The sequence below is a fragment of the Paraburkholderia fungorum genome, assembly GCF_900099835.1.
GTDB lineage: Bacteria > Pseudomonadota > Gammaproteobacteria > Burkholderiales > Burkholderiaceae > Paraburkholderia > Paraburkholderia fungorum_A.
This window is the reverse complement of record NZ_FNKP01000001.1, coordinates 586,717-608,840: the sequence shown is the minus strand read 5'-3', so window position 1 is coordinate 608,840 and position 22,124 is coordinate 586,717. Positions and strand designations below refer to the sequence as shown.

Genomic DNA, 22,124 nt, shown 5'->3' with positions numbered 1-22,124 from the left:
CATGGCTTGCCGAACCGCCTTTAATTCCTGCCCTTAAATAGACTTTTTCGCGGTTGACGCGCTAGCGCTACGTTTGGTCGATGAAGCCGCGCGTTTTGCCGTCGGCCGTTTGGCTGCGGGTTCCGCGTTTGCCGCCGGTTCGCCTGGCGGCTCCTCTGCCGCTCCGCCCGCTGCGGATGCGTTCGCCGCCGAGTCCGTTGCCGCCGCAGCCGCCGCTGCGGGCTGCGCCACCGCGAACTGCGCGATCTGATTGAACTGCGATTGCAGCAGATTCCACCACGCAGACGCGTCGAATGGCGGCGTGGCGGGCGTTTCGTCCTCGTCGTTTTCGGTCGATTCAGATGCGGACGCGCTCTGCGCAGCAGTTTCAGCAGCAGGCGCCGCCGGATGCGGCCAGCCCGTGGCCGGAGCAGGACTCGGCGCATTGGCCGCAGCCGGTTGCGACATCGACGACTGCGCGAAAGCGCCAAACGCACGCAACGTGGCGAGCGTCGCGCGTTGCACTTCGAGCGCCTGGATCGCCGACTGCAACATGCTCAGATTCAGCTTGAGCCATTGCTCGACCGCGCGCATGTCGGTGATGCGCTTGTCGAGTTCCTCGACATTGGTGAGCGGCGCCATCATGTCCGACATCATCGACAGCGAGGGGCCGAGATTGCCGCCAGATTGCGCACCGGGAAAGGCCGAGCCGAACGGCGACATCCGCATCATGCCCCACATGCGTTCGAGCATTTCAGCGGGCGGAAAACCAGGAAAGCCGGGAAACGGCGGCGTGGAATTAGTCGTGTCGGTCATGCTTGTCGCCTCGCTGCATAAGGGGAAGGTGAGCGCCGTCCCGCGCGCGTCTGATTCAGGTTCGGGTTCTGCTCGATGTCGAGCCAGACCCGGCCTGGCTTCGATCTGGGTCCACTTCAATCATACCGTGCGACACGCGCAATCAGGACCGCTCGCCACTCGCCGAGTCGCCTGCGGACGGCGTTTGCGGCGCGTCGCGCCAGGGGTCGGCGGCGCCGAAATCGGGTGCGCGACGTTCGCGCAGCGAGTTCACGCCTTCGCGAACGTCCGGGCCCGCAAAGCCCATGAATTCCAGCGCGAGTGAGGTATCGAACGCGGGGCCCGCCGAGCGCAGCCAGTTGTTCAGTGCGTATTTGGTCCAGCGAATCGCCGTTTGCGAGCCGTTGGCCAGCTTCTGCGCGACCTCGAATGCTTTGGGCAGCAAATCGTTTTCGTCGACGGCGAGCGACACGAGGCCGATACGTTCCGCCTCTTCGCCGCTCACCGGTTCGCACAGCAGCAGGTAGTACTTCGCTTTTGCCATGCCGCACAAAAGCGGCCAGACGATCGCCGCATGATCGCCGGCGGCTACGCCGAGCCGCGTATGACCGTCGATGATTCGCGCTGTCTTCGTTGCAATCGAGATGTCTGCAAGCAATCCGGCGACAAGCCCCGCGCCGACCGCAGGGCCGTGCATCGCCGAGACGATCGGTTTGCTGCAGTTGATCACGTTGTAGACCAGGTCGCGCGCCTCACGCCACACGCGGGCGCGCACGTCGAAATCGGTCGCCATGTCTTCGACCAGTTGCAGATCGCCACCCGCCGAAAAACCTTTACCTTCGCCACGAATGATCGCGACGCGCGTGTCGGGATCGCGGTCGATGTCGCGCCAGATTTCGGCGAGTTCGAAATGCATGCGCGCGTTGGCGGTGGCGAGGCCGCTTTTGTTCGCGCCCTCGCCGTTCATCACGACTTCGAGCACGCCGTGCGGATGCCGGTGCAACTGAAGCGATTGATAGCGCGCGTAATACGCGTCGTTGCCATGCGGCGCAGAAGAAGAGGGTGCGTGAGACATGATGAGCAATCCGTGTGTCGCTGAAACTGTTGAACCGGGGTCGAGAGCCGTCCACTAACGTTTTTTTAACGCGGCTGATAAACCCACTTCCCGTTGCTGATTTCGACCATCACGCGCGCCCGTTGATCGAGGCCGAGGTGATCGGTGGCGCTCATGTTGACGACGCCGTTGGTATCCGCGAGACCCTGGGTTGTTTCGAGCGCGTCGCGCAATGCGCGGCGAAACTCTGGCGTGCCGGGCGCGCCCGCTTTCGCCGCAATCGGCACCGCATGATTGAGCAGCACGCCCGCGTCCCACGTATATGAACCGAACGCCGACACGCTACCCGCTCCATGCTGCGCTTCGAAACGCGCGATGTAGTCGAGCGCGAGCCGTTTCGCTGGATGATCCGCGGGCAATTGCGCGGCGACCAGCACCGGACTTGCGGGCAGGAACGTGCCGTTGCAATCGGCGCCGCATACGCGCAGGAAGTCGTTATTGCCGACGCCATGATTGTGATAGATCAAGCCCTTATAGCCACGCTCGCGAAGCGTCTTCGGCGGCAGCGCGGCGGGTGTGCCGGCCGCGCCGACCACCACCGCGTCGGGATGCGTCGCGAGAATCTTCAGAACCTGGCCGGTGACGCTCGGGTCCGTGCGATTGAAGCGCTCGCTCGCCACCATGTCGATGTGATGCAGTTTCGCAAACTTGGCGACCTCGGCGTAGAAGGTCTCGCCGAGCGCGTCGGCCTGACCGATGAACGCGATGGTTTTGACGTTGTGCGTGCTCGCGTGTTCGGCGATCGCGGACGCCATCATCGCGTCGGTCTGCGGCGTCTTGAATACCCAGTGACGTTTTGCATCCACCGGCTCGATGATTTTCGCGGACGACGCCAGCGAGATCATCGGCGTCCCACCTTCTGCGACCACGTCGATCATCGCGAGCGAATTCGGCGTGATCGACGAACCGATGATCGCGTCGACGTGATTTTCGGAGATCAGCTTCTTGGTGTCCTGCACGGCTTGCGTGGTATCGGACGCGTCGTCGAGCACGATGTATTCGACCGTCTGGCCGCCGATCTGTTTGGGCAGCAGCGCGACTGTGTCGCGAGCGGGAATGCCAAGCGACGCAGCGGGTCCGGTCAACGAGAGCACGAGGCCGATCTTGACCTGGGCAAGTGCGACAGCGGGTAATGCGCCAGCCAGAGCGCCCGCGAGCGAAATGCCCAACGCGGCGGCACGTTTTGCGAACCGGGCGTCCGATGCGCTTTGCTTCACATGCGACGCGCGAGCGCGCCGCTTTCCCGGTTCGGTGGATCGTTCAAATCGCGGCATGCCTGTCTCCTCACGTCGGTTTTTCGTTTTGATCTGCTGCCGATGCGCTGCTTGAGCATTGCTTGTTGTGTGGCCGTGGTTCAAGCCATGTTTCTCTTGCCCCGCCCCTGCGTGATTTGCAGGCTTCACTGCGTGAGGCCGGGTCTTACGCGCAAGCTCAGCGCAGGCCTCCAATCACCCCTCTATCGCGCTGCGCCAGTCAGTGTAGCGGCGCGCAATGCCAACGGCATCGGGCGAAACCCTTCGCTTCTGCCGGCTTCGGCACATACGGGCGCAGTCTCATGCCGCGCTCCGCACGTCCCTGATGCTTCAATCCAGCGGCGCGATGCTCTGATCGATCGAACCGAAAATCGATTTGCCCGCTTCGTCGAACATTTCGATCTTCACCGTATCGCCGAACTTCATGAACTCGGTTTGGGGCGCACCGTGCTCGATGGTTTCGAGGCAGCGCTTCTCGGCGATACAGCAGTAGCCGCGTTTCGCGTCCTTGTTCGACACCGTGCCCGAGCCGACGATCGCGCCCGTGCGCAGGTTGCGCGTTTTCGCGGCGTGCGAGATCAGTTGGCCGAAGTGAAACACCATGTCGGTGCCGGCATCCGGCTGGCCGACTTTCTTGTTGTTCCAATGCACGATCATCGGACGATGCACGCGGCCTTCGCGCCAGTGTTCGCCGAGTTCATCGGGCGTCACCGCGACCGGCGCAAACGACGTGGCCGGCTTGCTCTGGAAAAAGCCGAAGCCCTTCGCGAGTTCGGCGGGGATCAGGTTGCGCAGCGACACGTCGTTGCACAGCGTGATCAGGCGCACGCTTCTCAGCGCCTGGTCGGGCGTCGCGCCCATCGCCACGTCGCCGGTGATCACGGCGACTTCCGCTTCGAAGTCGATACCGAACGCTTCGGATGCGCACAGCACGTCGTCTTTCGGTCCGATGAAGTCGTCGCTGCCGCCCTGGTACATCAGCGGATCGGTCCAGAACTCGGGCGGCATTTCCGCGCCGCGCGCACGTCGCACGAGTTCCACATGATTCACGTACGACGAGCCGTCGGCCCACTGGAATGCGCGCGGCAGCGGCGCCATGCACTCCCGCGCGTCGAACGCGAAGGTGTTGCGCGCGCGGCCCTGGTTGAGCGCGTCGTACAGGTCGTGCAATTGCGGCGCGTAGAAGGCCCAGTCGTCGAGCACGCGCTGCATGGTGGGCGCGATCGCGTCGGCGATGGCCGCGGTATGCAGGTCGCGGGACACGACGATCAGTTGGCCGTCGCGCGTGCCGTCCTTCAGCGTGGCAAGTTTCATAGGGGAGTGAACCGTGTTAGTGACGATGGAGGGAATCTATTCTACGATGGTGAATCGGCGCGGCCCAAGTGGGAGAGGGTTTTCGGCGGGCGCGTCGTCATTCACTTCTTTCACTGCTTCTGAACGCGCTTGCTGCGCCTCGCTCATGCCTCCAACTGCCCGCTCCGGCGCGATCCGTACCGATACCGACTCCGCTGAACCGCTCGACGCCCCCGAAGCCGACGACGACAGCGCCGACTCCGGCGAAGAGAAGCTGCGTTCGGGCATTCAGTCGATCGAGGTCGGGTTCAGGTTGCTCGACGTGCTGACCCACGAACCTCGCGCGATGATGCTGCGCGATCTCGCGCAGCGCGCGGGGATGAGTCCGGCGAAGGCGCACCGTTATCTGGTGAGCTTTCTGCGGCTTGGCGTCGTGTCGCAAGATCCGCTGTCGGGCCGCTATGAACTCGGCGGCTTTGCGCTGCAATTGGGACTCGCGCGGCTCGCACGCGTCGACGGCGTGAAACTCGCGCGCATCGCGCTTGCCGAATTGCGCGACCGGCTCGATCTCACCGTGGGTATCGCGGTATGGGGCAATCAGGGGCCGACCATGGTCCACTGGATGGAGTCGAGTCATCCCGCGAAGGCGTCGCTGAAACTCGGCGATGTGATGCCGCTGCTCAGTTCCGCGACCGGCCTGCTGTTCGCCGCGTATTTGCCCGCAAGCAAGACGGCCGCGATGCTCGAACGGGAACTGACGGATTCACGCCGGTCGGCGCATATGAACGGACCACGCACGCATGATGAGGTCGGCAAAGTGCTCGCCCAGGTGCGCGAGCACGAAGCGGCGCGCGTCGAAGGTATGTTGCTGCCGACCATTCACGCGTTCTGCATGCCCGTGTTCGATTCGACGGGCGAGCTTGCGATGGGTCTCGTCGCGCTGGGACACGAAGGCGCATTCGATATTCGCTGGGGCGGTGAGATCGATCTGGCTTTGCGGGAATGCGCGCAAAAGCTGTCGTACGAGCTGGGGTATAGTGCGACGCCCCGCTGCGAAGACAGGTGATGTAAGGCTTTTGAGGCCGGGGATCGCCGGAGTTCGAGGAACATCGTTTGCGGCGTGACGGTCGAACCGGTTCGTTTGATCGCTTGTCGTGCTTCTCGTATTCGCTCCCGTCCAGACCACGTTCTCCAATACACATTCACTCGCCGATGGCCGCAGCCTCCGCCCCCCGCCGCTCCCGCTCCGATAGCCCGCCGCCCGGCGAGTCAGGGCGCGGTTCGCGCGCGTGGCGTTGGGCCGCTGTGCTGGCGACCGTGGTCGTCGTGCACTGGATCGCCGCACAATGGTTCGAGCACAATCGGGCGTCGCTGAATCCGCCGGATAACGAGCACGTGCCGGTGCAGGTCAAACTGCTGACACCCGAGCGTGTCGAGAGCAAACCCGCCGCTGCTGTGCAACCGGCGCCGGCTCCTGCGCGCAAAGCGGCTGCAAGTCCGCCGCGCGAGCATGTACTGACCGCGCTTCAGCCTGCACACGAGGAAAAGCAGGCGCAGCCGGCAACGGCAGCATCGGACGCAGCCAGTGCTGCGGGAACGGCCAACACCGCTAACCCGGGCGCCAACGCCAGTACGGGAGCCGCAAGCGCACCCGTTGCGGCTAGCGCGCCCCAGGCGTCGTCCGGCGTGAAGTTTTCCGTTCCGCCATCGGCTGAAATGCAGTACGACACGTTTTATAACGGCGTGCGCAATGCGCCCGGTACGATCCACTGGACCAGCAACGCGAAAGGCTACGAAATGATCGTGTCCGTGCCGCTGCCTTTCGTCGGTCCATTCGTCTACTCGAGCCGCGGCCGTATTGATGCCTTCGGCCTCGCGCCGGACCAGTACAGCGAGAAACGCGGTCGTCGCGCGGAAGACATCGCGATCTTCAATCGCACGGACAAGAAAATCGGCTTTACGCGGACCCCGGACACGCTGCCGCTGACCGACGGCGCGCAAGACCGCTTCAGCATGGTGATGCAGCTCGCGAGCCTGGTGCGCGGCGATCCGTCCGCGTATAAGCCGGGCGTGACGCGACAGTTCTTCGTGGTCGACAACAATAGCGGCGAAAACTGGCCGGTCGAGACGATTGGCGACGAAACCATCCGCACCGACCAGGGCTATCTGGAAACGCGTCATTTCAAACGCCTGCCCCGGCATGACGGCGACCTGCGACGCATCGACGTGTGGCTTGCACCGTCGCTCGGCTGGCTGCCCGCGCGCATCGTTCAAACGGAACCGAATGGCACGCAGTTCGAACTGGTATGGCGCGGCAAATTGAACATCGACGAGACGGGTTCGTCGGATGGCCGTGCTGGTGCTGGTGCTGGTGCCGGTGCCAATGACAACGGCAAAGAAGGGGCAAATGAAACCGGCAAGGACGCCGCATCCGCCATGCCGGCGGATTCTGCCGGCATGTCACCTGCCACTCCCCAGGCAGCTACGGTCGATGCGGCCCCTGCGGCCGCCCCCGCTCCAACCGACTCCGGCAACCCCAAGCCTTAGCGTCTGCAGAATCCGAATAAGGCCTCTGAAGATCGCCGAAACTTCCGCGACGCTCACGACTCGCACGTCTGTTGCAACCGTTCGCGCGAATGCTGCGTATATCAATCAGCCTTGTGATGATATGAAGGCGGATCACGAGATGCAGCGCGCGCAAACGGATCTTCCACTGCGATCCCTTCAAGGAGCCCGCATGCAAGTGAACATCGACGGCATCGAAACGCGCTACGTGTTGAGCAACGAGGGCGGCGGCCCCTGGCTGACGTTCATCCATCAACTCGGCGGCGATTTATCCGTATGGGATCAACTCGCCGGCTATTTCCGCGACGATTACACCGTGCTGCGTTACGACGTGCGCGGTCATGGCCAGACGGCGGCTTCGGCCAAACCGTTCAGTGTCGGCGATCTGTCAAACGATCTCGCCGCGCTGCTCGACGCACTCGGCGCACCCACGACGCATCTTGTCGGCATGTCGATGGGCGGCATGATCGCGCAGCAATTCGCCCTGGACCACCCCCAGCGAGTCGACACGTTGACGATCGCCGACAGCACGCCAGGCACCGCCCCCGAAGGCCGCAGCACGTGGGATCAACGCGCGCATGCCGCACGTTCGGACGGAATGGCAGCGCTTACACCGAACACGTTGAGCCGCTGGCTGACGCCCGGTTTCCAGGCTGCGCATCCCGAAGCTGTCGAGCCAATTCGTGAAGTATTGGTGCAGACGTTGCCAGAAGGATACGCAATGGCGTGCGAAGCCCTGCGCGAATTCGATGTACGCAGTAAGCTGGGAAACATTCGTTGCCCAACCCTGACCGTGGCGGGGCGCCACGACTCGGGCACACCACCTGCTACCACGCAGGCAATAGCAGACGCCATCGAAGGCGCACAGTTCGAACTTCTCGATGCTGCCCATCTTGCCCCCATCGAGCAATCTCACCGTTTTGCTGCACTGCTTGAAACGTTTCTTGAAAGGCCGGTCTAACCGGTAGGTTCGGAAGCTTCACAAGCGTCATCCCCGGACCCACCCCTTGAATTCCACACCACACGCTCCATTTATGGTGCAGGAACGGCCAGGAGCCAACGGAAATAAGGAGTGTCGCCATGCAAATGATCTACAACAGCCCCAATTATTGTGTCGTAGAGTTTCCGCCGCAGGAAGGTCTGCTGGCGATGAAGTCGGGTGGGTATGAGATCGTGGACAAGAATATGCAGCGCGAAATCTACATCGACGGTGCGATGGCGGCACGTTTTCGCGAGCATGTGCAAAAGCTGATCGAAGAGGAACCGTCGCTGGATGAAGTAGACGAGTTTCTCGGCCAGTTCGACAGCCTGATGCATCAACCAGTGATCCTTCACTGATCTCAGGGTTCGGCTTAACGTTTTTGGCGACACCTATCGACCGCGCCGTCCGGCATAACCGGCGGCCTTTATAAGGCGGTCAGCAGGAATCGAACGGCTCAGCAGGCTTCCCGCCTGCCGGGCCGTTTTCTTTTCTGCGGCCGTTTCGCGTCGTTCAAGCCGGATCAGGCGAAGCCGGCGTCGAGAGTCCCTACAGCACGGCCCGCCCGCGCCGGGCGAATCGTCCCGGCAACGGCTACAATGACAGGTTTCCTGAAAAAGCCGGCGCAAGCCCTTGTCCGCCATGACCCAGCCCGCTCAAACCGCCAAGCCAGTCCGCTCCGAAGCCGCCTACACGCGCGGCGCGGCGCTTCCCGCGCTGCTCAAGTCGCGCATCCTGATCCTGGACGGCGCGATGGGCACGATGATCCAGCGCTACAAGCTCGACGAAGCGCGTTATCGCGGCGAGCGGTTCAAGGACTACGGGCGCGACATCAAAGGCAACAACGAGTTGCTGTCGATCACCCAGCCGCAGATCATTGCCGAGATTCACGAGCAATATCTCGCAGCGGGCGCGGACATCATCGAAACGAATACGTTTGGCGCGACTACGGTCGCCCAGGCCGACTACGGAATGGAAGCGCTTGCAGTCGAGATGAACATCGAATCGGCAAAGCTCGCGCGCGCCGCCTGCGACAAGTATTCGACGCCGACCAAGCCGCGCTTCGTCGCGGGCGCGATCGGACCGACGCCGAAAACCGCAAGCATCTCGCCGGACGTCAACGATCCGGGCGCGCGTAACGTCACGTTCGACGAACTGCGCGCCGCCTACTACGAGCAGGCCAAAGCGCTGCTCGACGGCGGCTGCGACCTGTTCCTCGTCGAAACGATTTTCGACACGCTCAATGCAAAAGCCGCGCTGTTCGCACTGGACGAATTGTTCGAAGACACCGGCGAGCGTCTGCCTATCATGATCTCGGGCACCGTCACCGACGCGTCGGGCCGCATTCTGTCGGGTCAGACCGTCGAGGCGTTCTGGAACTCGCTGCGTCATGCGAAACCGCTCACGTTCGGCCTGAACTGCGCGCTGGGCGCGGCGCTGATGCGCCCGTACGTCGCCGAACTGGCGAAGCTGTGCGACACCTACGTGTCGTGCTATCCGAACGCCGGTTTGCCGAATCCGATGAGCGATACGGGCTTCGACGAATTGCCGGCCGATACGTCGGGCTTGCTGAAGGAGTTCGCGCAAGCCGGTCTGGTCAATATCGCCGGCGGTTGCTGCGGTACGACGCCGGAGCATATCGAGGCAATCGCCAAGGCGCTGGCCGACATCAAGCCGCGCCAGTGGCCGACCCAGTATCGCGACGCGGCCTGATCGACGACACGGCACGAGGTCGCGCTCACGCGTGCCTCCAGCCGTGTCGTGGCAACAGCAACAGCAACAACCGCAGCAGAAGCAGCCGCACCAGCAGCAAACAAAGATGCATCCCCGCCGCACCTAAAACGCAAGCCATCGATTCGCATATACGCCATGACCGATCACACCATGCGCCTTTCCGGCCTCGAGCCGTTCAACGTCACGTCCGGGACGCTCTTCATCAACGTCGGTGAACGCACCAACGTGACCGGCTCGAAAGCGTTCGCGCGAATGATCCTGAACGACCAGTTCGACGACGCGATCGCGGTCGCACGCCAGCAGGTCGAAAACGGCGCGCAGGTGATCGACGTCAACATGGACGAGGCGATGCTCGATTCGAAAGCGGCGATGGTGCGCTTCATGAATCTGATCGCGTCGGAGCCGGACATCGCGCGCGTGCCGATCATGATCGACTCGTCGAAGTGGGAAGTGATCGAAGCGGGTCTGAAGTGCGTGCAAGGCAAGGCGATCGTCAACTCGATCTCGCTGAAGGAAGGCGAAGAAGCGTTCCGTCATCACGCGAACCTGATTCGCCGTTACGGCGCGGCTGCCGTGGTCATGGCGTTCGACGAACAAGGCCAGGCCGACACTTTCGAGCGCAAGACGCAGATCTGCAAACGCTCGTATGACTTCCTCGTGAACGAAGTGGGCTTCCCGCCGGAAGACATCGTGTTCGACCCGAACATCTTCGCGGTCGCCACGGGTATCGAGGAGCACAACAACTACGCGGTCGACTTCATCGAAGCCACCCGCTGGATCAAGCAGAACCTGCCGTACGCGAAGGTGAGCGGCGGCGTGTCGAACGTGTCGTTCTCGTTTCGCGGCAACGATCCGGTGCGCGAGGCGATCCACACCGTGTTCCTGTACTACGCAATCCAGGCGGGCATGGACATGGGCATCGTCAACGCGGGTCAGCTCGGCGTGTATGCCGAGCTCGACCCGGAGTTGCGCGACCGCGTCGAAGACGTGGTGCTGAACCGTCGCGACGACGCGACCGACCGCCTGCTCGAAATCGCCGACAAGTTCAAAACCGGCGCGGCGAAGAAAGAAGAGAATCTCGAGTGGCGCAACCAGCCGGTCGAAAAGCGTCTCGCGCACGCGCTCGTGTCGGGCATCACGACCTTCATCGTCGAAGACACTGAAGAAGTGCGCGCGAGGATCGCGGCCGAAGGTGGCCGTCCGATCAACGTGATCGAAGGTCCGCTGATGGACGGCATGAACGTGGTCGGCGATCTGTTCGGCCAGGGCAAGATGTTCCTGCCGCAGGTGGTGAAATCGGCGCGCGTGATGAAGCAGGCCGTCGCGCATCTGATTCCGTTCATCGAAGAAGAAAAGAAGCTGATGGCCGAAGCCGGCGCGGACGTGCGCGCGAAGGGCAAGATCGTCATCGCGACCGTCAAGGGCGACGTGCACGATATCGGCAAGAACATCGTTTCGGTGGTGCTTCAGTGCAATAACTTCGAAGTCGTCAACATGGGCGTGATGGTCTCGTGCAACGACATTCTCGCGAAGGCGAAGGTCGAAGGCGCGGACATCATCGGGCTGTCGGGCCTGATCACGCCGAGTCTCGAAGAGATGGCCTACGTCGCGTCGGAAATGCAGCGCGACGACTATTTCCGCGTCAAGAAGATTCCGCTGCTGATCGGCGGCGCAACGACCTCGCGCGTGCACACCGCCGTGAAGATCGCGCCGCATTACGAAGGACCGGTGGTGTACGTGCCGGACGCGTCGCGTTCGGTGTCGGTGGCGTCGAGCCTGCTGTCCGACGAAGGCGCGGCGAAATATGTCGACGACCTCAAGGCCGACTACGACCGCATCCGCGATCAGCACGCGAACAAGAAAGCGCAGCCGATGGTCACGCTCGCCGAAGCGCGCGCGAACAAGGCCAAGGTCGACTGGTCGGGCTACCAGCCGGTCAAGCCGAAGTTCATCGGCCGGCGCGTGTTCAAGAACTATGACCTGAGCGACCTCGCAAACTATATCGACTGGGGTCCGTTCTTCCAGACGTGGGACCTGGCGGGCCCGTATCCGGCCATCCTGAACGACGAGATCGTCGGCGAATCGGCGCGTCGCGTGTTTTCGGACGGCAAATCGATGCTCGCGCGTCTGATCCAGGGCCGCTGGCTGCAGGCCAACGGCGTGATCGCGCTGCTGCCCGCCAACACGGTGAACGACGACGACATCGAAATCTACACAGACGAATCGCGCACCGAAGTCGCACTCACATGGCGCAATCTGCGTCAGCAAAGCGTGCGGCCGGTGGTGGACGGCGTGATGCGGCCGAACCGGTCGCTCGCCGACTTCATCGCGCCGAAAGAATCGGGCGTAGCCGACTACATCGGCATGTTCGCGGTCACGGCAGGTCTGGGCGTCGACGTGAAGGAAAAGCAGTTCGAAAAGGACCACGACGACTACAGCGCGATCATGCTGAAAGCGCTCGCCGACCGTTTCGCGGAAGCCTTCGCCGAAGCGATGCACGCTCGCGTGCGGCGCGACCTGTGGGGCTATGCGAACGCTGAAAACCTGTCCAACGACGACCTCATCGCCGAGAAATATCACGGCATCCGCCCGGCACCGGGCTATCCGGCGTGCCCGGACCATCTGGTCAAGCGCGACATGTTCGACGTGCTGCAAGCCACCGAAATCGGCATGAGCGTGACCGAATCGCTGGCGATGCTGCCGGCGGCCAGCGTGTCGGGCTTCTATCTGGCGCATCCGGACAGCACGTATTTCTCGGTCGGCAAGATCGGCCAGGATCAGGTCGAAGACTTTGCACAGCGCATGTCGCTGTCGAAAGCGGACGCCGAACGGGCGTTGGCGCCTTTGCTGTAAGCCTTGTGGCGGGAAACCCACTATATCGGGTCTGAAAGACTGAATATTTGCGGCAGCGTAATTTTCGTCTTTGTAGACTGAACCGGTTTTATCCCGCCAGGCGCGAGCACAACGCGTCGGCTTATTAATTTGCAATCGTCAACGGAGAAAATCGTATGAAGAAGCTGACGCTGTTATTGACTGCTGTTTCACTGGCCTTGGGCACCTCGGTCGCGCTGGCCCAGCCGGCCGCGCCGGGCGCCGCGAGCGCGGTCAGTTCGTATTCGCCGCCGACCGTGAAACACGTCAAGAAGCCGAAAAAGAAGAAAGTGAAGAAAGGCGCGTCGGCCCCCGCCGCCGCTCCGGCAGACGCCGCCAGCCAGTAAGCCGCGCAGCAAGGTCCGCCGGATGCGGACCTTCGAATGACAAAGAGCCCGCGTTCAGCGGGCTCTTTTTATTGGTGCAGCGGGGAGGCGCTTCGGCAAGCTCCGCGATCAGGCATTACGCCCGATCACAAACCCCACACGATATCCGCGTTTTCCTTCTGCGCGGCCCGCAGCATGTCGAGAAACGGATACGCGCGCTGCGCCAGCCCCGGCGGAATCTCGTGATGCTCGTGGCCCTCTTCGCCTTCGTGGAAATGGCCGTCGTGCTCGGCGCGTTCCTGCTTGTCGAAGGTGATGGCAGCTTCGAGTTTGGTGATGGCTTCGCCCGCTTCGTCGTGAGTAATGACGCCGCGTTCTCCAAGGCGTTTGCCGACAATGCCGACCAGATACTGTGCCAGATTCTCAAGCATCATCACGTCTGGGCAAGCGCGGCATTTGAAAGTAATCAGCATGACTGTTCCCTTTTCGTTATGTCGGATCTGACGCGCGGGCGGCTAAAAAAGCGGCTGCCGGCGCGCACTACGTTGACTCGCCACACAGGTTTGGCGGCCACGGCCCTTGCTGGGCATCTCATTGAACATATTAGCACCTGCTAAAATCCGTCTGAACGGAAAAGCGCGCTGCAACGCACCGCGCGGGGCAAAGCGCAGAAGTGCGTGGCTGGACGACTCGACTACAGGCATCGTGGCCGAGTCTGCCCGGATGCTGCCTGAGGGCTAACTGCAGCAGCCAACGCCATCGCACTTTGCCCTGCCTCGCTCGATGCATCGCCTGACCGCGTTGCAGGCAACGTGCCTGACGGACCGGCCCGGTTGCTCTGAGCGCCGAGGGCGGCCAGATTGAGCCGCGACAAATGCAACGCCGCTTTCCACGCTTCTGACGAACCGGCCGTGCCCGACGCTAAACGCCCGACGCACGGCCGCCGCCTCTCCCGCATCACCGGATTGCCTCACTGGACTCGCAACAAGCATGCTGCCCGCACATAAACATACCCTCGAAACACTGCTCGCCGACACGGTGAAGCAGGTCGCAGAAGCCACGCAAGGCGCGACCGAAGCCGCTTTTGTGTCGCCCACCATCACGCTCGAACGACCCAAGGTCGCCGCGCACGGCGACGTCGCGTGCAATGTGGCGATGCAGCTCGCCAAACCGCTGCGCGCGAATCCGCGCCAGCTGGCCCAGCAGATCGTCGACGCGCTGCTCGCGCAGCCGCAGGCCAAAGGCCTGATCGACGCGGCTGAAGTGGCTGGCCCCGGCTTCATCAACCTGCGCCTCGCCGCCGCCGCCAAGCAGGCAGTGATCGCCGCCGTGTTCGCCGAGCAGGACAAGTTCGGCCGCTCGCAGCGCGACGCCGGCAAACATGTGCTGATCGAATTCGTGTCGGCGAACCCGACCGGTCCGCTGCACGTCGGCCATGGCCGCCAGGCCGCACTCGGCGACGCGCTCGCCAACGTGCTGACCTCGCAAGGCTGGGACGTGCATCGCGAGTTCTATTACAACGACGCCGGCGTGCAGATTCACACGCTCGCGCAGTCCACTCAGGCGCGCGCCCGTGGACTCGCCCCCGGTGACGAAGGCTGGCCGGCGTCGGCATACAACGGTGAGTACATCGCCGACATCGCGAAGGACTATCTGGACGGCGCGACCGTGGCCGCCAGCGACGGCGAGCCCGTCACCGGTGCGCGCGATGTCGAGAATCTCGAAGCGATCCGCCGCTTCGCCGTGGCGTATCTGCGCCGCGAACAGGACATGGACTTGCAGGCGTTCGGCGTGAAGTTCGACCAGTACTATCTGGAGTCGTCGCTGTACACCGAAGGCCGCGTCGAGAAAACCGTCAACGCGCTGGTCGCCGCGGGCAAGACCTACGAACAGGACGACGCCCTCTGGCTGCGCACCACCGACGACGGCGACGACAAAGACCGCGTGATGCGCAAGAAAGACGGCACCTACACGTACTTCGTGCCGGACGTCGCGTATCACGTCGCCAAGTGGGAACGCGGCTTCACCAAGGTCATCAACATTCAGGGCTCGGACCACCACGGCACGATCGCGCGCGTGCGCGCCGGCCTGCAAGGTCTCGGCATCGGCATTCCGAAGGGCTATCCTGACTACATCCTGCACAAGATGGTCACGGTCATGCGTAACGGCGAAGAGGTGAAAATCTCCAAGCGCGCGGGCAGCTACGTGACGGTGCGCGATCTGATCGAATGGTCGGGTGGCGCAACGCCGGGGCAGGAAGCAGCGGTCGATCTGATCGACGAAGAAACCATTCGCCGCGGCCGTGATGCGGTGCGCTTCTTCCTGATCTCGCGCAAGGCGGATACGGAATTCGTGTTCGACATCGACCTCGCGCTGAAGCAGAACGACGAAAATCCGGTCCATTACGTGCAATACGCACACGCGCGCATCTGCTCGGTGATCGCCGAATGCAAGGCACGCTACAGCACGGACGAAAGCACGCTCGCGAGCGTGGACGTGTCGCCGCTCACCAGCGAACGCGCGATGGCTCTGCTGAACAAGCTCGCCGAATTCCCGGACATGCTGCAACATGCCGCCGACGAACTCGCGCCGCACGCGGTCGCGTTCTATCTGCGCGACCTCGCCGGGGAATTCCACTCGTTCTACAATGACCGGGCCGAGCGTGTGCTGGTCGACGATGCAGCCGAGCGCAATGCACGCGTGGCGCTGCTCGCGGCCACGCGTCAGGTGCTGGCCAACGGTCTCGCGACGATCGGCGTCTCCGCTCCCGCCAAGATGTAAGTCCTCCGGCGCAACATGCATGCGGCCGTCGCTATAATCGGCGGCCGTTCCAGGATTCTTTTTGCAGGTGATTCGTACGATGGCAAAACCACGCCGCACAACAAAGCAATCGAAGCAAACCGGGGGCACTTTTCTCGGCATCGTGCTGGGCCTGATCGTCGGCCTGGCGATCGCGGTAGTGGTGGCGCTGTATATCACCCGGGCACCTACGCCGTTCGTGTCGAAGGTCGCGCCGCCCGCGGCGTCAGACTCCAACGCGGGCAACACGCAATACGATCCGAACCGTCCGCTGCAAGGCAAGACGCCGGGCCAGCCGGTGCCGCAAGCCGCGCAACCGGCGCCGCCGAACACCGCGCCGGGTCAAACCAATTCGCAAACCCAGTCGGGTATCGCGGAAGAGCCGCAGATCATCGAAGTGCCGCCGTCGGCCGGCAATGCAAACGGCACGGCTGTCGCGCCGAAGCCTTCGCTGGATAACGGCAACGAAACGGCCAACGCTCCGGCTCCTGTGAAGAAGCCGCAGGCATCGAGCGCACCGGCTGCCACCGCGGCAGGTTCCGCACCGAAGACCACCACCACGGCTAACGCCAATAGCAACGCCAAGCCGGGTTCGGCTGCGGCGGCCGCACCGGCTCCGGGCGATGCGAACACCGGCTACTTCCTGCAAGTAGGCGCGTACAAGACTGCCGCCGACGCCGAACAGCAACGCGCGCGTCTTGCGTTCCAAGGCTTCGAATCGAAGGTCACCCAGCGCGATGCAGGCGGCGTGACGTACTATCGCGTGCGTATCGGACCGTTCTCGAAATTCGAGGACATGAATTCGAATCGTCAGCGTCTGTCGGATGCTGGTGTCGATACGGCGGTCATCCGCTTCACCAAACAATAAATAAACGGTAAACCTTGGCGCGCGCAGCCAGCCGAACTATCGGCGAGCCGCGCGGGTCACAGCCCGATGGGCGATAGAACATCGTCTGACTCTGAGAAGCGGTGACGGACATTTGCGTGGCGCCACCGCTTTATTGCCAACCTGGATCACACAACATGAAAAAGCTGCTGAGCATTCTGTTTCTCTCGCTGGGCCTGATCGCCGCTACGGCGCATGCATCGCCGTCCGCGCCGGTGTCGGGCAAGGACTACACCGTGCTGGCGTCGCCGCAGCCGACCGACGTGCCGGCGGGCAAGATCGAAGTCACCGAATTCTTCTGGTACGGCTGCCCGCACTGCAACGAATTCAACCCGTACCTCGAAGCATGGGTGAAGAAGCAGGCTCCCGACGTCGTGTTCAAGCGCGTGCCGGTGGCGTTCCGCGACGACTTCATTCCGCATTCGAAGATGTACCATGCGCTCGACGCGCTGGGCGTCGCTCAGGAACTGACGCCGAAGGTGTTCAACGAAATCCACGTCAACAAGAACTATCTGCTGACGCCGGAAGATCAGGCCAAATTCCTCGCGAAGAACGGCGTCGATCCGAAGAAGTACATGGAAGCGTACAACTCGTTCTCGACGCAAAGCGCGTTGCAGAAGGACAAGAAGCTGCTCGACGACTACAAGATCGACGGCGTGCCGACGCTCGCGGTGCAAGGCAAGTATGAAACGGGTCCGGCCGCGACCGACAGCCTGCCGGGCACGATCCAGGTGCTCGACTACCTGGTCTCGCAAATCCGCGCGAAGAAGATGTAAAGACGGGGCGCCGGAATGAGTTCACCGCTGAAGGTTTTCATTACCGGCGCGTCGAGTGGCATTGGCCTCGCGCTCGCCGCCGACTACGCGGCGCGCGGCGCGATTCTCGGCCTCGTTGCCCGCCGCGGCGAAGCGCTCGCCGCGTTCCAGCAGTCCCATCCCCAGAACACTGTTTCGATCTATTCCGTCGACGTCCGCGACGCCGAAGCGCTCGCCGATGCGGCTGCGCAGTTCATCGCGCAGCACGGCTTGCCCGACGTGGTGATCGCCAATGCGGGCATCAGTCGCGGCGCGGTCACCGGGCACGGCGATCTGCGTGCGTTTCGCGAAGTGATGGACATCAATTACTTCGGCATGGTCGCCACGTTCGAGCCGTTCGCGGCCGCGATGGTCGCGGCTAAACGCGGCACGCTGGTCGGCATTGCCAGCGTCGCGAGCGTGCGGGGCTTGCCGGGGTCGGGCGCATATAGCGCGTCGAAATCGGCGGCGCTCAAGTATCTCGAGGCATTGCGCGTCGAAATGCGGCCGCTCGGCGTGGGCGTGGTCACGATTGCCCCCGGCTATATCCGCACGCCGATGACCGAGCACAATCCGTACACCATGCCGTTCCTGATGGACGCCGACCGTTTCGCCGCCAGAGCGACGCGCGCGATCGAGCGTCAAACGGCGTTCGCGGTGTTTCCATGGCAGATGCGTATCGTCGCAATGCTGCTGCATGTGCTGCCGCGCTGGCTCTACGATCGCGCGTTCGAACGCGCGCCGCGCAAGCCGCGCGTGGCTGCGGAATAGCGCTTGCTGGTCCGCGCGACGCCGTTCGGTTCGTCGCGCTCTTCGCCCTACTCTCCCGACTGTCTACGTTCACGCAACCGGCTAACCAACGCCGATCACGCGCTGTTTCGCTGCGAGCCAGATAGCGAACAGCCACACATCCGCTCCGGCTACGCACCGCCGCAATCAGCCGCCGTCGCGTCTACGCGCGCAACAGCGCCACCGCGTCCGCGAGCCCATATGGATATGTGGATTAAATTGTTGTCGCCATAATCACCCTTCGATAAGCTTTCGCGAAGGCCGCCACACGCATGGCCTGCGTCACCCGAGCCATGCGCCAGCGCCGGAAACGTATCACAATCAGGACGACGCCCAACCTCGTCCCTCGTCACCGCTACACACACAACCAGACGCACTGCCTGACTGCGCTCGTTATGGGAGAACCTATGCGCTTCAAACTGCTCGCAGCCGCCGTACTGTTCACGGCCCCCGCGCTCGTGCTCGCCAAACCGCTGACCGTCTGTACCGAGTCGAGCCCCGACGGCTTCGATGTGGTGCAGTTCAATTCGCTCGTCACGACCAACGCATCGGCGGACGTGATCTTCAATTCGCTGGTCTCGTACGACGAAGCCGCGAAGAAAGTCGTCCCGGCGCTGGCCGACAAATGGGAAGCAAGCGCGGATGGCCTCTCATACACGTTCCATCTGCGGCCGAACGTGCAGTTCCAGACCACCGACTACTTCAAGCCCACCCGCGCGCTGAATGCCGACGACGTCGTGTTCACGTTCGAACGCATGCTCGACGAGAACAATCCGTGGCACAAGGTGGCGGGCGCAAGCGGCTTCCCGCATGCGCAGTCGATGGGCTTGCCAAAGCTCATCAAGTCGATCACCAAGGTCGACGACAACACGGTGAAGTTCGAACTGAACTCGCCGGATGCAACTTTCGTGTCGATCCTGACCATGGGTTTTGCATCGATCTATTCGGCTGAGTATGCCGACCAGTTGCTGAAGGCGGGCAAGCAGGTCGATCTGAACGCGAAGCCGATCGGCACCGGACCGTTCACGCTGAAGAGCTACACGAAAGACGCCGTGATCCGCTATGACGTGAATCCGGGCTACTGGGGGCCGAAGCCGAAGATCGACCGCCTGATCTACGCGATCACGCCGGACGCCACGGTGCGCGCGCAAAAGGTGAAGGCGGGCGAATGCCAGATCGCGTTGTCGCCGAAACCGCAGGATCTCGCCGACGCGAAGAACGACAAGTCGCTCGCGATCGTGCAAACGCCTGCGTTCATGACCGCGTTCGTCGCGTTGAACACGCAGAAGAAGCCGCTCGACAATCAGAAAGTGCGTGCCGCGCTGAACATGGCGTTCGACCGCACCACCTATCTGAAGACCGTGTTCGACAACACCGCGACCCCGGCCACGAACCCGTATCCGCCGAATACGTGGAGCTACAACAAGTCGGTGAAGCCGTGGCCGTACGATCCGGCGAAGGCGAAAAAGCTGCTCGCCGATGCGGGTTATCCGAACGGCTTCGAGACGACGATCTGGGTGCGTCCGAACGGCAGCGTGCTGAATCCGAATCCGAAAGCGGGCGCCGAATTGCTGCAAGCGGACTTCGCGAAGATCGGCGTGAAGGCGGACGTGAAGGTGATCGAATGGGGCGAGCTGATCAAGCAGGCCAAGCAGGGGCAGCACGACTCGCTGTTCATGGGCTGGGCCGGCGACAACGGCGACCCGGACAATTACCTGTCGCCGCTATTCAGCTGCAACGCGGTGAAGTCGGGCATCAACTTCGCGCGTTTCTGCGATCAGGATCTGGACAAGCTGATTGCCGACGGCAAGGCGACGCCGGATATCGCCAAACGTACGAAGGCGTATGAGCAGGCGCAGCAGATCATTCACGATCAGGCGCTGTGGATTCCGCTCGGTTACCCGACCGCGTCGGCGATTACGCGCACGAACGTGAGCGGGTATCACGTCAGTCCGTTTGGTCGCGTGAACTTTGGGGCGGTGTCGGTGCAGTAAAGCAGCGCTCGCCCGAAGGCGCGAAGGTACACAGAAGAAAGCCCGGTTTGCACAACCGGGCTTTTTTTATTGCCGCATCAATGCACTGACGTGAATCAGGCCGGCGCGAAACGAATCACTCCGTCCGCGTCCTGCGTGCGCTTCAACTCACCCGCGAGCCACAGCAGATGCAAATGCGCGAGCGCTTCGCCAAGCGCGAACGTCATCTGATGGATATCGAGTTGGCGCTTGAACATCAGCGGCACGATGTCGGCGGCGCTTTGCGGTTTCTGCGCGCAGGCTTCGCGCACTTCGGCCAGCCGCGCATCGTGATGCTCGCGCAACTGACGAATACGCGTGCGCACGCCGCGAAACGGCTTGCCATGCGACGGCAGCACGAGCGTGTCTTCCGGCATCGTCTCGTAGCGTCCTAGCGATTCCAGATACAGCGCGAGCGGCGTGCCTTCCGGCTCGATGTCGAACACCGACACGTTGGTCGAAATGCGCGGCAGCACCATGTCGCCGGAAATCAGTACGCCGGTCTCTTCGCAATACAACGCGCAGTGCTCGGGCGAATGGCCGAAGCCCGTCACCACGCGCCAGGTCTTGCCGCCGATCGTCACGCCGTCGGCTTCGCGCAGACGGCGGTACTGACCCGGAATCGCCGGAACGAGGCTCGAGTAGTAGCTCTTGCGATTACGCAGCTTCTCGAGCGATTCCTCGTCGTTCAGACCATGCCGCGCGAAGTGCCGCGCCGCTGCCTCGCCGCCCGCATTGGAGCCGTCCCCGGCGGCCATCACGCGAGCCTGCATGTACTCGCCTAGCGTCATCCACAGGCGCGCGTCCCAGCGCTTTTTGTCGCCGCCCGTACACACCCAGTGCGCGAGGCCGATGTGATCCGGATGGCAATGCGTGACGATCACACGCAGCACCGGCAGACCGTCGAGCACCGAGTCGAACACGGTCTCCCAGTTCTGCCTGATCGTGTCCGACGTAATGCCGCAGTCCACCACCGTCCAACCCTGCTTGCCGTCGATCTCGTCACGCAGCAGCCACAGATTGATGTGGTCGAGTGCGAAAGGCAGCGGCATGCGCAGCCAGAACACGCCGGGCGCGACCTGCATCGCGTGACCGGGTTCAGGCAAGGTGTCGTTGAACGGATATTGGAGTTGATGTTCGAGTGCATTCATTGGGGATGTCTTCCTCCGTCGGCTGTCCGGCATGGCGAGGTGTGCGATGCCGGTCAGCGTGGTTGTGGCGCGTTTTGCCCTGCGTTTTCGCGCTATTACGCCGTGGGTGCAGCAGTGGTTGATTTCAACTCAGGTTGACGATAACGTAAACGTCTAGATTCTATCGTTCAATCCGACTTTCTGCCCGGCCACGGGATGCCCCGATGAACACGCAATACACGATCACCGAGCTCGCGCGGGAATTCGACGTCACACCGCGCGCTATCCGTTTCTACGAAGATCAGGGTTTACTCGCGCCGAGCCGCGAAGGATCGAGCGGCTTGCGGCGCGTTTATTCCGGCCGCGATCGAACGCGTTTGAAGCTCACGCTGCGCGGCAAGCGGCTCGGTTTCACGCTGTCGGAAATCCGCGATCTGCTGGACGTGTACGAGTCGCCGACCGACACCGTGCCGCAATTGCAGGCGTTCCTTTCGACGGTGGCGCGTCATCGTGAAGTGCTCGAACGTCAGCGCGAAGACCTCGACGCCACGCTCGAAGATCTCCTGCAATATGAAGCGCAGGCGCGCGCGCTGCTTGAAAGCGGGGCACGCGATAGCAAGCTCGGCGTGAACGAATAGCCTCAGGAAACGCGTACTGGAAAATATTTTTCGCTGGAATTGCACCGCTCATTGCATGTCGAACCGAAGCATTGAGCGAAGTTAGTCTGAAAGTCGGCGAACGCCTGCTAACGCTCACAAGGCGCGCGCGCGTGAGTCGAGCGGCGCGATGCGTCGCGGGCCCACCC

At 62.7% G+C, this 22,124-nt stretch carries 19 protein-coding genes; 13 read left to right on the top strand and 6 right to left on the bottom strand.

All coding sequences use genetic code 11. The features are described 5' to 3' along the window. Window positions 1-33: 33 nt before the first annotated feature. The 4 genes from BLS41_RS02735 to BLS41_RS02720 all read right to left on the bottom strand — a co-directional run bounded on the left by BLS41_RS02735 (window position 34) and on the right by BLS41_RS02720 (window position 4,455). Window positions 34-795 (bottom strand): PhaM family polyhydroxyalkanoate granule multifunctional regulatory protein, encoded by a 762-nt coding sequence (locus BLS41_RS02735; RefSeq protein ID WP_074762839.1) that lies wholly within the window; start codon window positions 793-795, stop codon window positions 34-36. 142 nt (window positions 796-937) lie between these two features. After that, window positions 938-1,849, bottom strand: a complete 912-nt coding sequence (locus BLS41_RS02730) for an enoyl-CoA hydratase/isomerase family protein (RefSeq protein ID WP_074762838.1) — start codon at window positions 1,847-1,849, stop codon at window positions 938-940. Window positions 1,850-1,914: 65 nt separating this feature from the next. Beyond that, the gene (locus tag BLS41_RS02725; RefSeq protein ID WP_074762837.1) at window positions 1,915-3,162 is read right to left on the bottom strand and encodes an ABC transporter substrate-binding protein; all 1,248 of its coding nucleotides are present in this window, start codon (window positions 3,160-3,162) and stop codon (window positions 1,915-1,917) included. Between the two features lie 309 nt (window positions 3,163-3,471). Next, on the bottom strand, window positions 3,472-4,455 hold the full coding sequence (locus BLS41_RS02720; RefSeq protein WP_074762836.1) for a fumarylacetoacetate hydrolase family protein: 984 nt from the start codon (window positions 4,453-4,455) through the stop codon (window positions 3,472-3,474). Between the two features lie 145 nt (window positions 4,456-4,600). Between BLS41_RS02720 and BLS41_RS02715 the strand changes: the two genes are divergently transcribed. The 7 genes from BLS41_RS02715 to BLS41_RS02685 all read left to right on the top strand — a co-directional run bounded on the left by BLS41_RS02715 (window position 4,601) and on the right by BLS41_RS02685 (window position 12,930). Next, the gene (locus BLS41_RS02715; protein WP_074762835.1) at window positions 4,601-5,500 is read left to right on the top strand and encodes an IclR family transcriptional regulator; all 900 of its coding nucleotides are present in this window, start codon (window positions 4,601-4,603) and stop codon (window positions 5,498-5,500) included. 146 nt (window positions 5,501-5,646) lie between these two features. Further along, window positions 5,647-6,981 (top strand): DUF3108 domain-containing protein, encoded by a 1,335-nt coding sequence (locus BLS41_RS02710; protein ID WP_074762834.1) that lies wholly within the window; start codon window positions 5,647-5,649, stop codon window positions 6,979-6,981. Between the two features lie 190 nt (window positions 6,982-7,171). Continuing rightward, window positions 7,172-7,960, top strand: a complete 789-nt coding sequence (locus tag BLS41_RS02705; RefSeq protein WP_074762833.1) for an alpha/beta fold hydrolase — start codon at window positions 7,172-7,174, stop codon at window positions 7,958-7,960. A 119-nt stretch (window positions 7,961-8,079) separates the two neighbouring features. Next, on the top strand, window positions 8,080-8,337 hold the full coding sequence (locus BLS41_RS02700) for a BTH_I0359 family protein (protein WP_074762832.1): 258 nt from the start codon (window positions 8,080-8,082) through the stop codon (window positions 8,335-8,337). A gap of 283 nt (window positions 8,338-8,620) precedes the next feature. After that, the gene (locus BLS41_RS02695) at window positions 8,621-9,691 is read left to right on the top strand and encodes a homocysteine S-methyltransferase family protein (protein ID WP_074762831.1); all 1,071 of its coding nucleotides are present in this window, start codon (window positions 8,621-8,623) and stop codon (window positions 9,689-9,691) included. 156 nt (window positions 9,692-9,847) lie between these two features. After that, entirely contained in the window at window positions 9,848-12,565 is a 2,718-nt protein-coding gene (gene metH / locus BLS41_RS02690) for a methionine synthase (protein ID WP_074762830.1), read from the top strand. A gap of 155 nt (window positions 12,566-12,720) precedes the next feature. Next, window positions 12,721-12,930, top strand: a complete 210-nt coding sequence (locus BLS41_RS02685) for an acid-shock protein (RefSeq protein ID WP_074762829.1) — start codon at window positions 12,721-12,723, stop codon at window positions 12,928-12,930. A gap of 125 nt (window positions 12,931-13,055) precedes the next feature. Here BLS41_RS02685 and BLS41_RS02680 read toward each other — a convergent pair whose 3' ends face one another. Further along, window positions 13,056-13,382 (bottom strand): DUF1840 domain-containing protein, encoded by a 327-nt coding sequence (locus BLS41_RS02680; RefSeq protein ID WP_074762828.1) that lies wholly within the window; start codon window positions 13,380-13,382, stop codon window positions 13,056-13,058. 517 nt (window positions 13,383-13,899) lie between these two features. Here BLS41_RS02680 and argS point away from each other — a divergent pair. From argS to BLS41_RS02655, 5 genes are all read left to right on the top strand, one after another. Further along, window positions 13,900-15,690 carry an arginine--tRNA ligase gene (gene argS / locus BLS41_RS02675; RefSeq protein WP_074762827.1) on the top strand — a complete coding sequence of 597 codons (1,791 nt, stop codon included), beginning with the start codon at window positions 13,900-13,902 and terminating at the stop codon, window positions 15,688-15,690. A gap of 61 nt (window positions 15,691-15,751) precedes the next feature. Further along, entirely contained in the window at window positions 15,752-16,576 is an 825-nt protein-coding gene (locus tag BLS41_RS02670; protein WP_074762826.1) for an SPOR domain-containing protein, read from the top strand. A gap of 155 nt (window positions 16,577-16,731) precedes the next feature. Then, window positions 16,732-17,370 carry a thiol:disulfide interchange protein DsbA/DsbL gene (locus BLS41_RS02665; RefSeq protein ID WP_074762825.1) on the top strand — a complete coding sequence of 213 codons (639 nt, stop codon included), beginning with the start codon at window positions 16,732-16,734 and terminating at the stop codon, window positions 17,368-17,370. A 15-nt stretch (window positions 17,371-17,385) separates the two neighbouring features. Then, a complete protein-coding gene (locus BLS41_RS02660; RefSeq protein ID WP_074762824.1) occupies window positions 17,386-18,159 on the top strand; it encodes an SDR family oxidoreductase in 774 nt (257 codons plus the stop codon). A 425-nt stretch (window positions 18,160-18,584) separates the two neighbouring features. After that, window positions 18,585-20,171 (top strand): ABC transporter substrate-binding protein, encoded by a 1,587-nt coding sequence (locus BLS41_RS02655; protein ID WP_074762823.1) that lies wholly within the window; start codon window positions 18,585-18,587, stop codon window positions 20,169-20,171. A 95-nt stretch (window positions 20,172-20,266) separates the two neighbouring features. Here the strand turns inward: BLS41_RS02655 and BLS41_RS02650 are convergent, their stop codons facing one another. Next, entirely contained in the window at window positions 20,267-21,340 is a 1,074-nt protein-coding gene (locus tag BLS41_RS02650) for an MBL fold metallo-hydrolase (protein ID WP_074762822.1), read from the bottom strand. A 203-nt stretch (window positions 21,341-21,543) separates the two neighbouring features. On the opposite strand from BLS41_RS02650, the gene BLS41_RS02645 reads away from it, so the two are divergent. Further along, on the top strand, window positions 21,544-21,957 hold the full coding sequence (locus BLS41_RS02645; RefSeq protein ID WP_074762821.1) for a MerR family transcriptional regulator: 414 nt from the start codon (window positions 21,544-21,546) through the stop codon (window positions 21,955-21,957). Window positions 21,958-22,124: the final 167 nt, after the last annotated feature.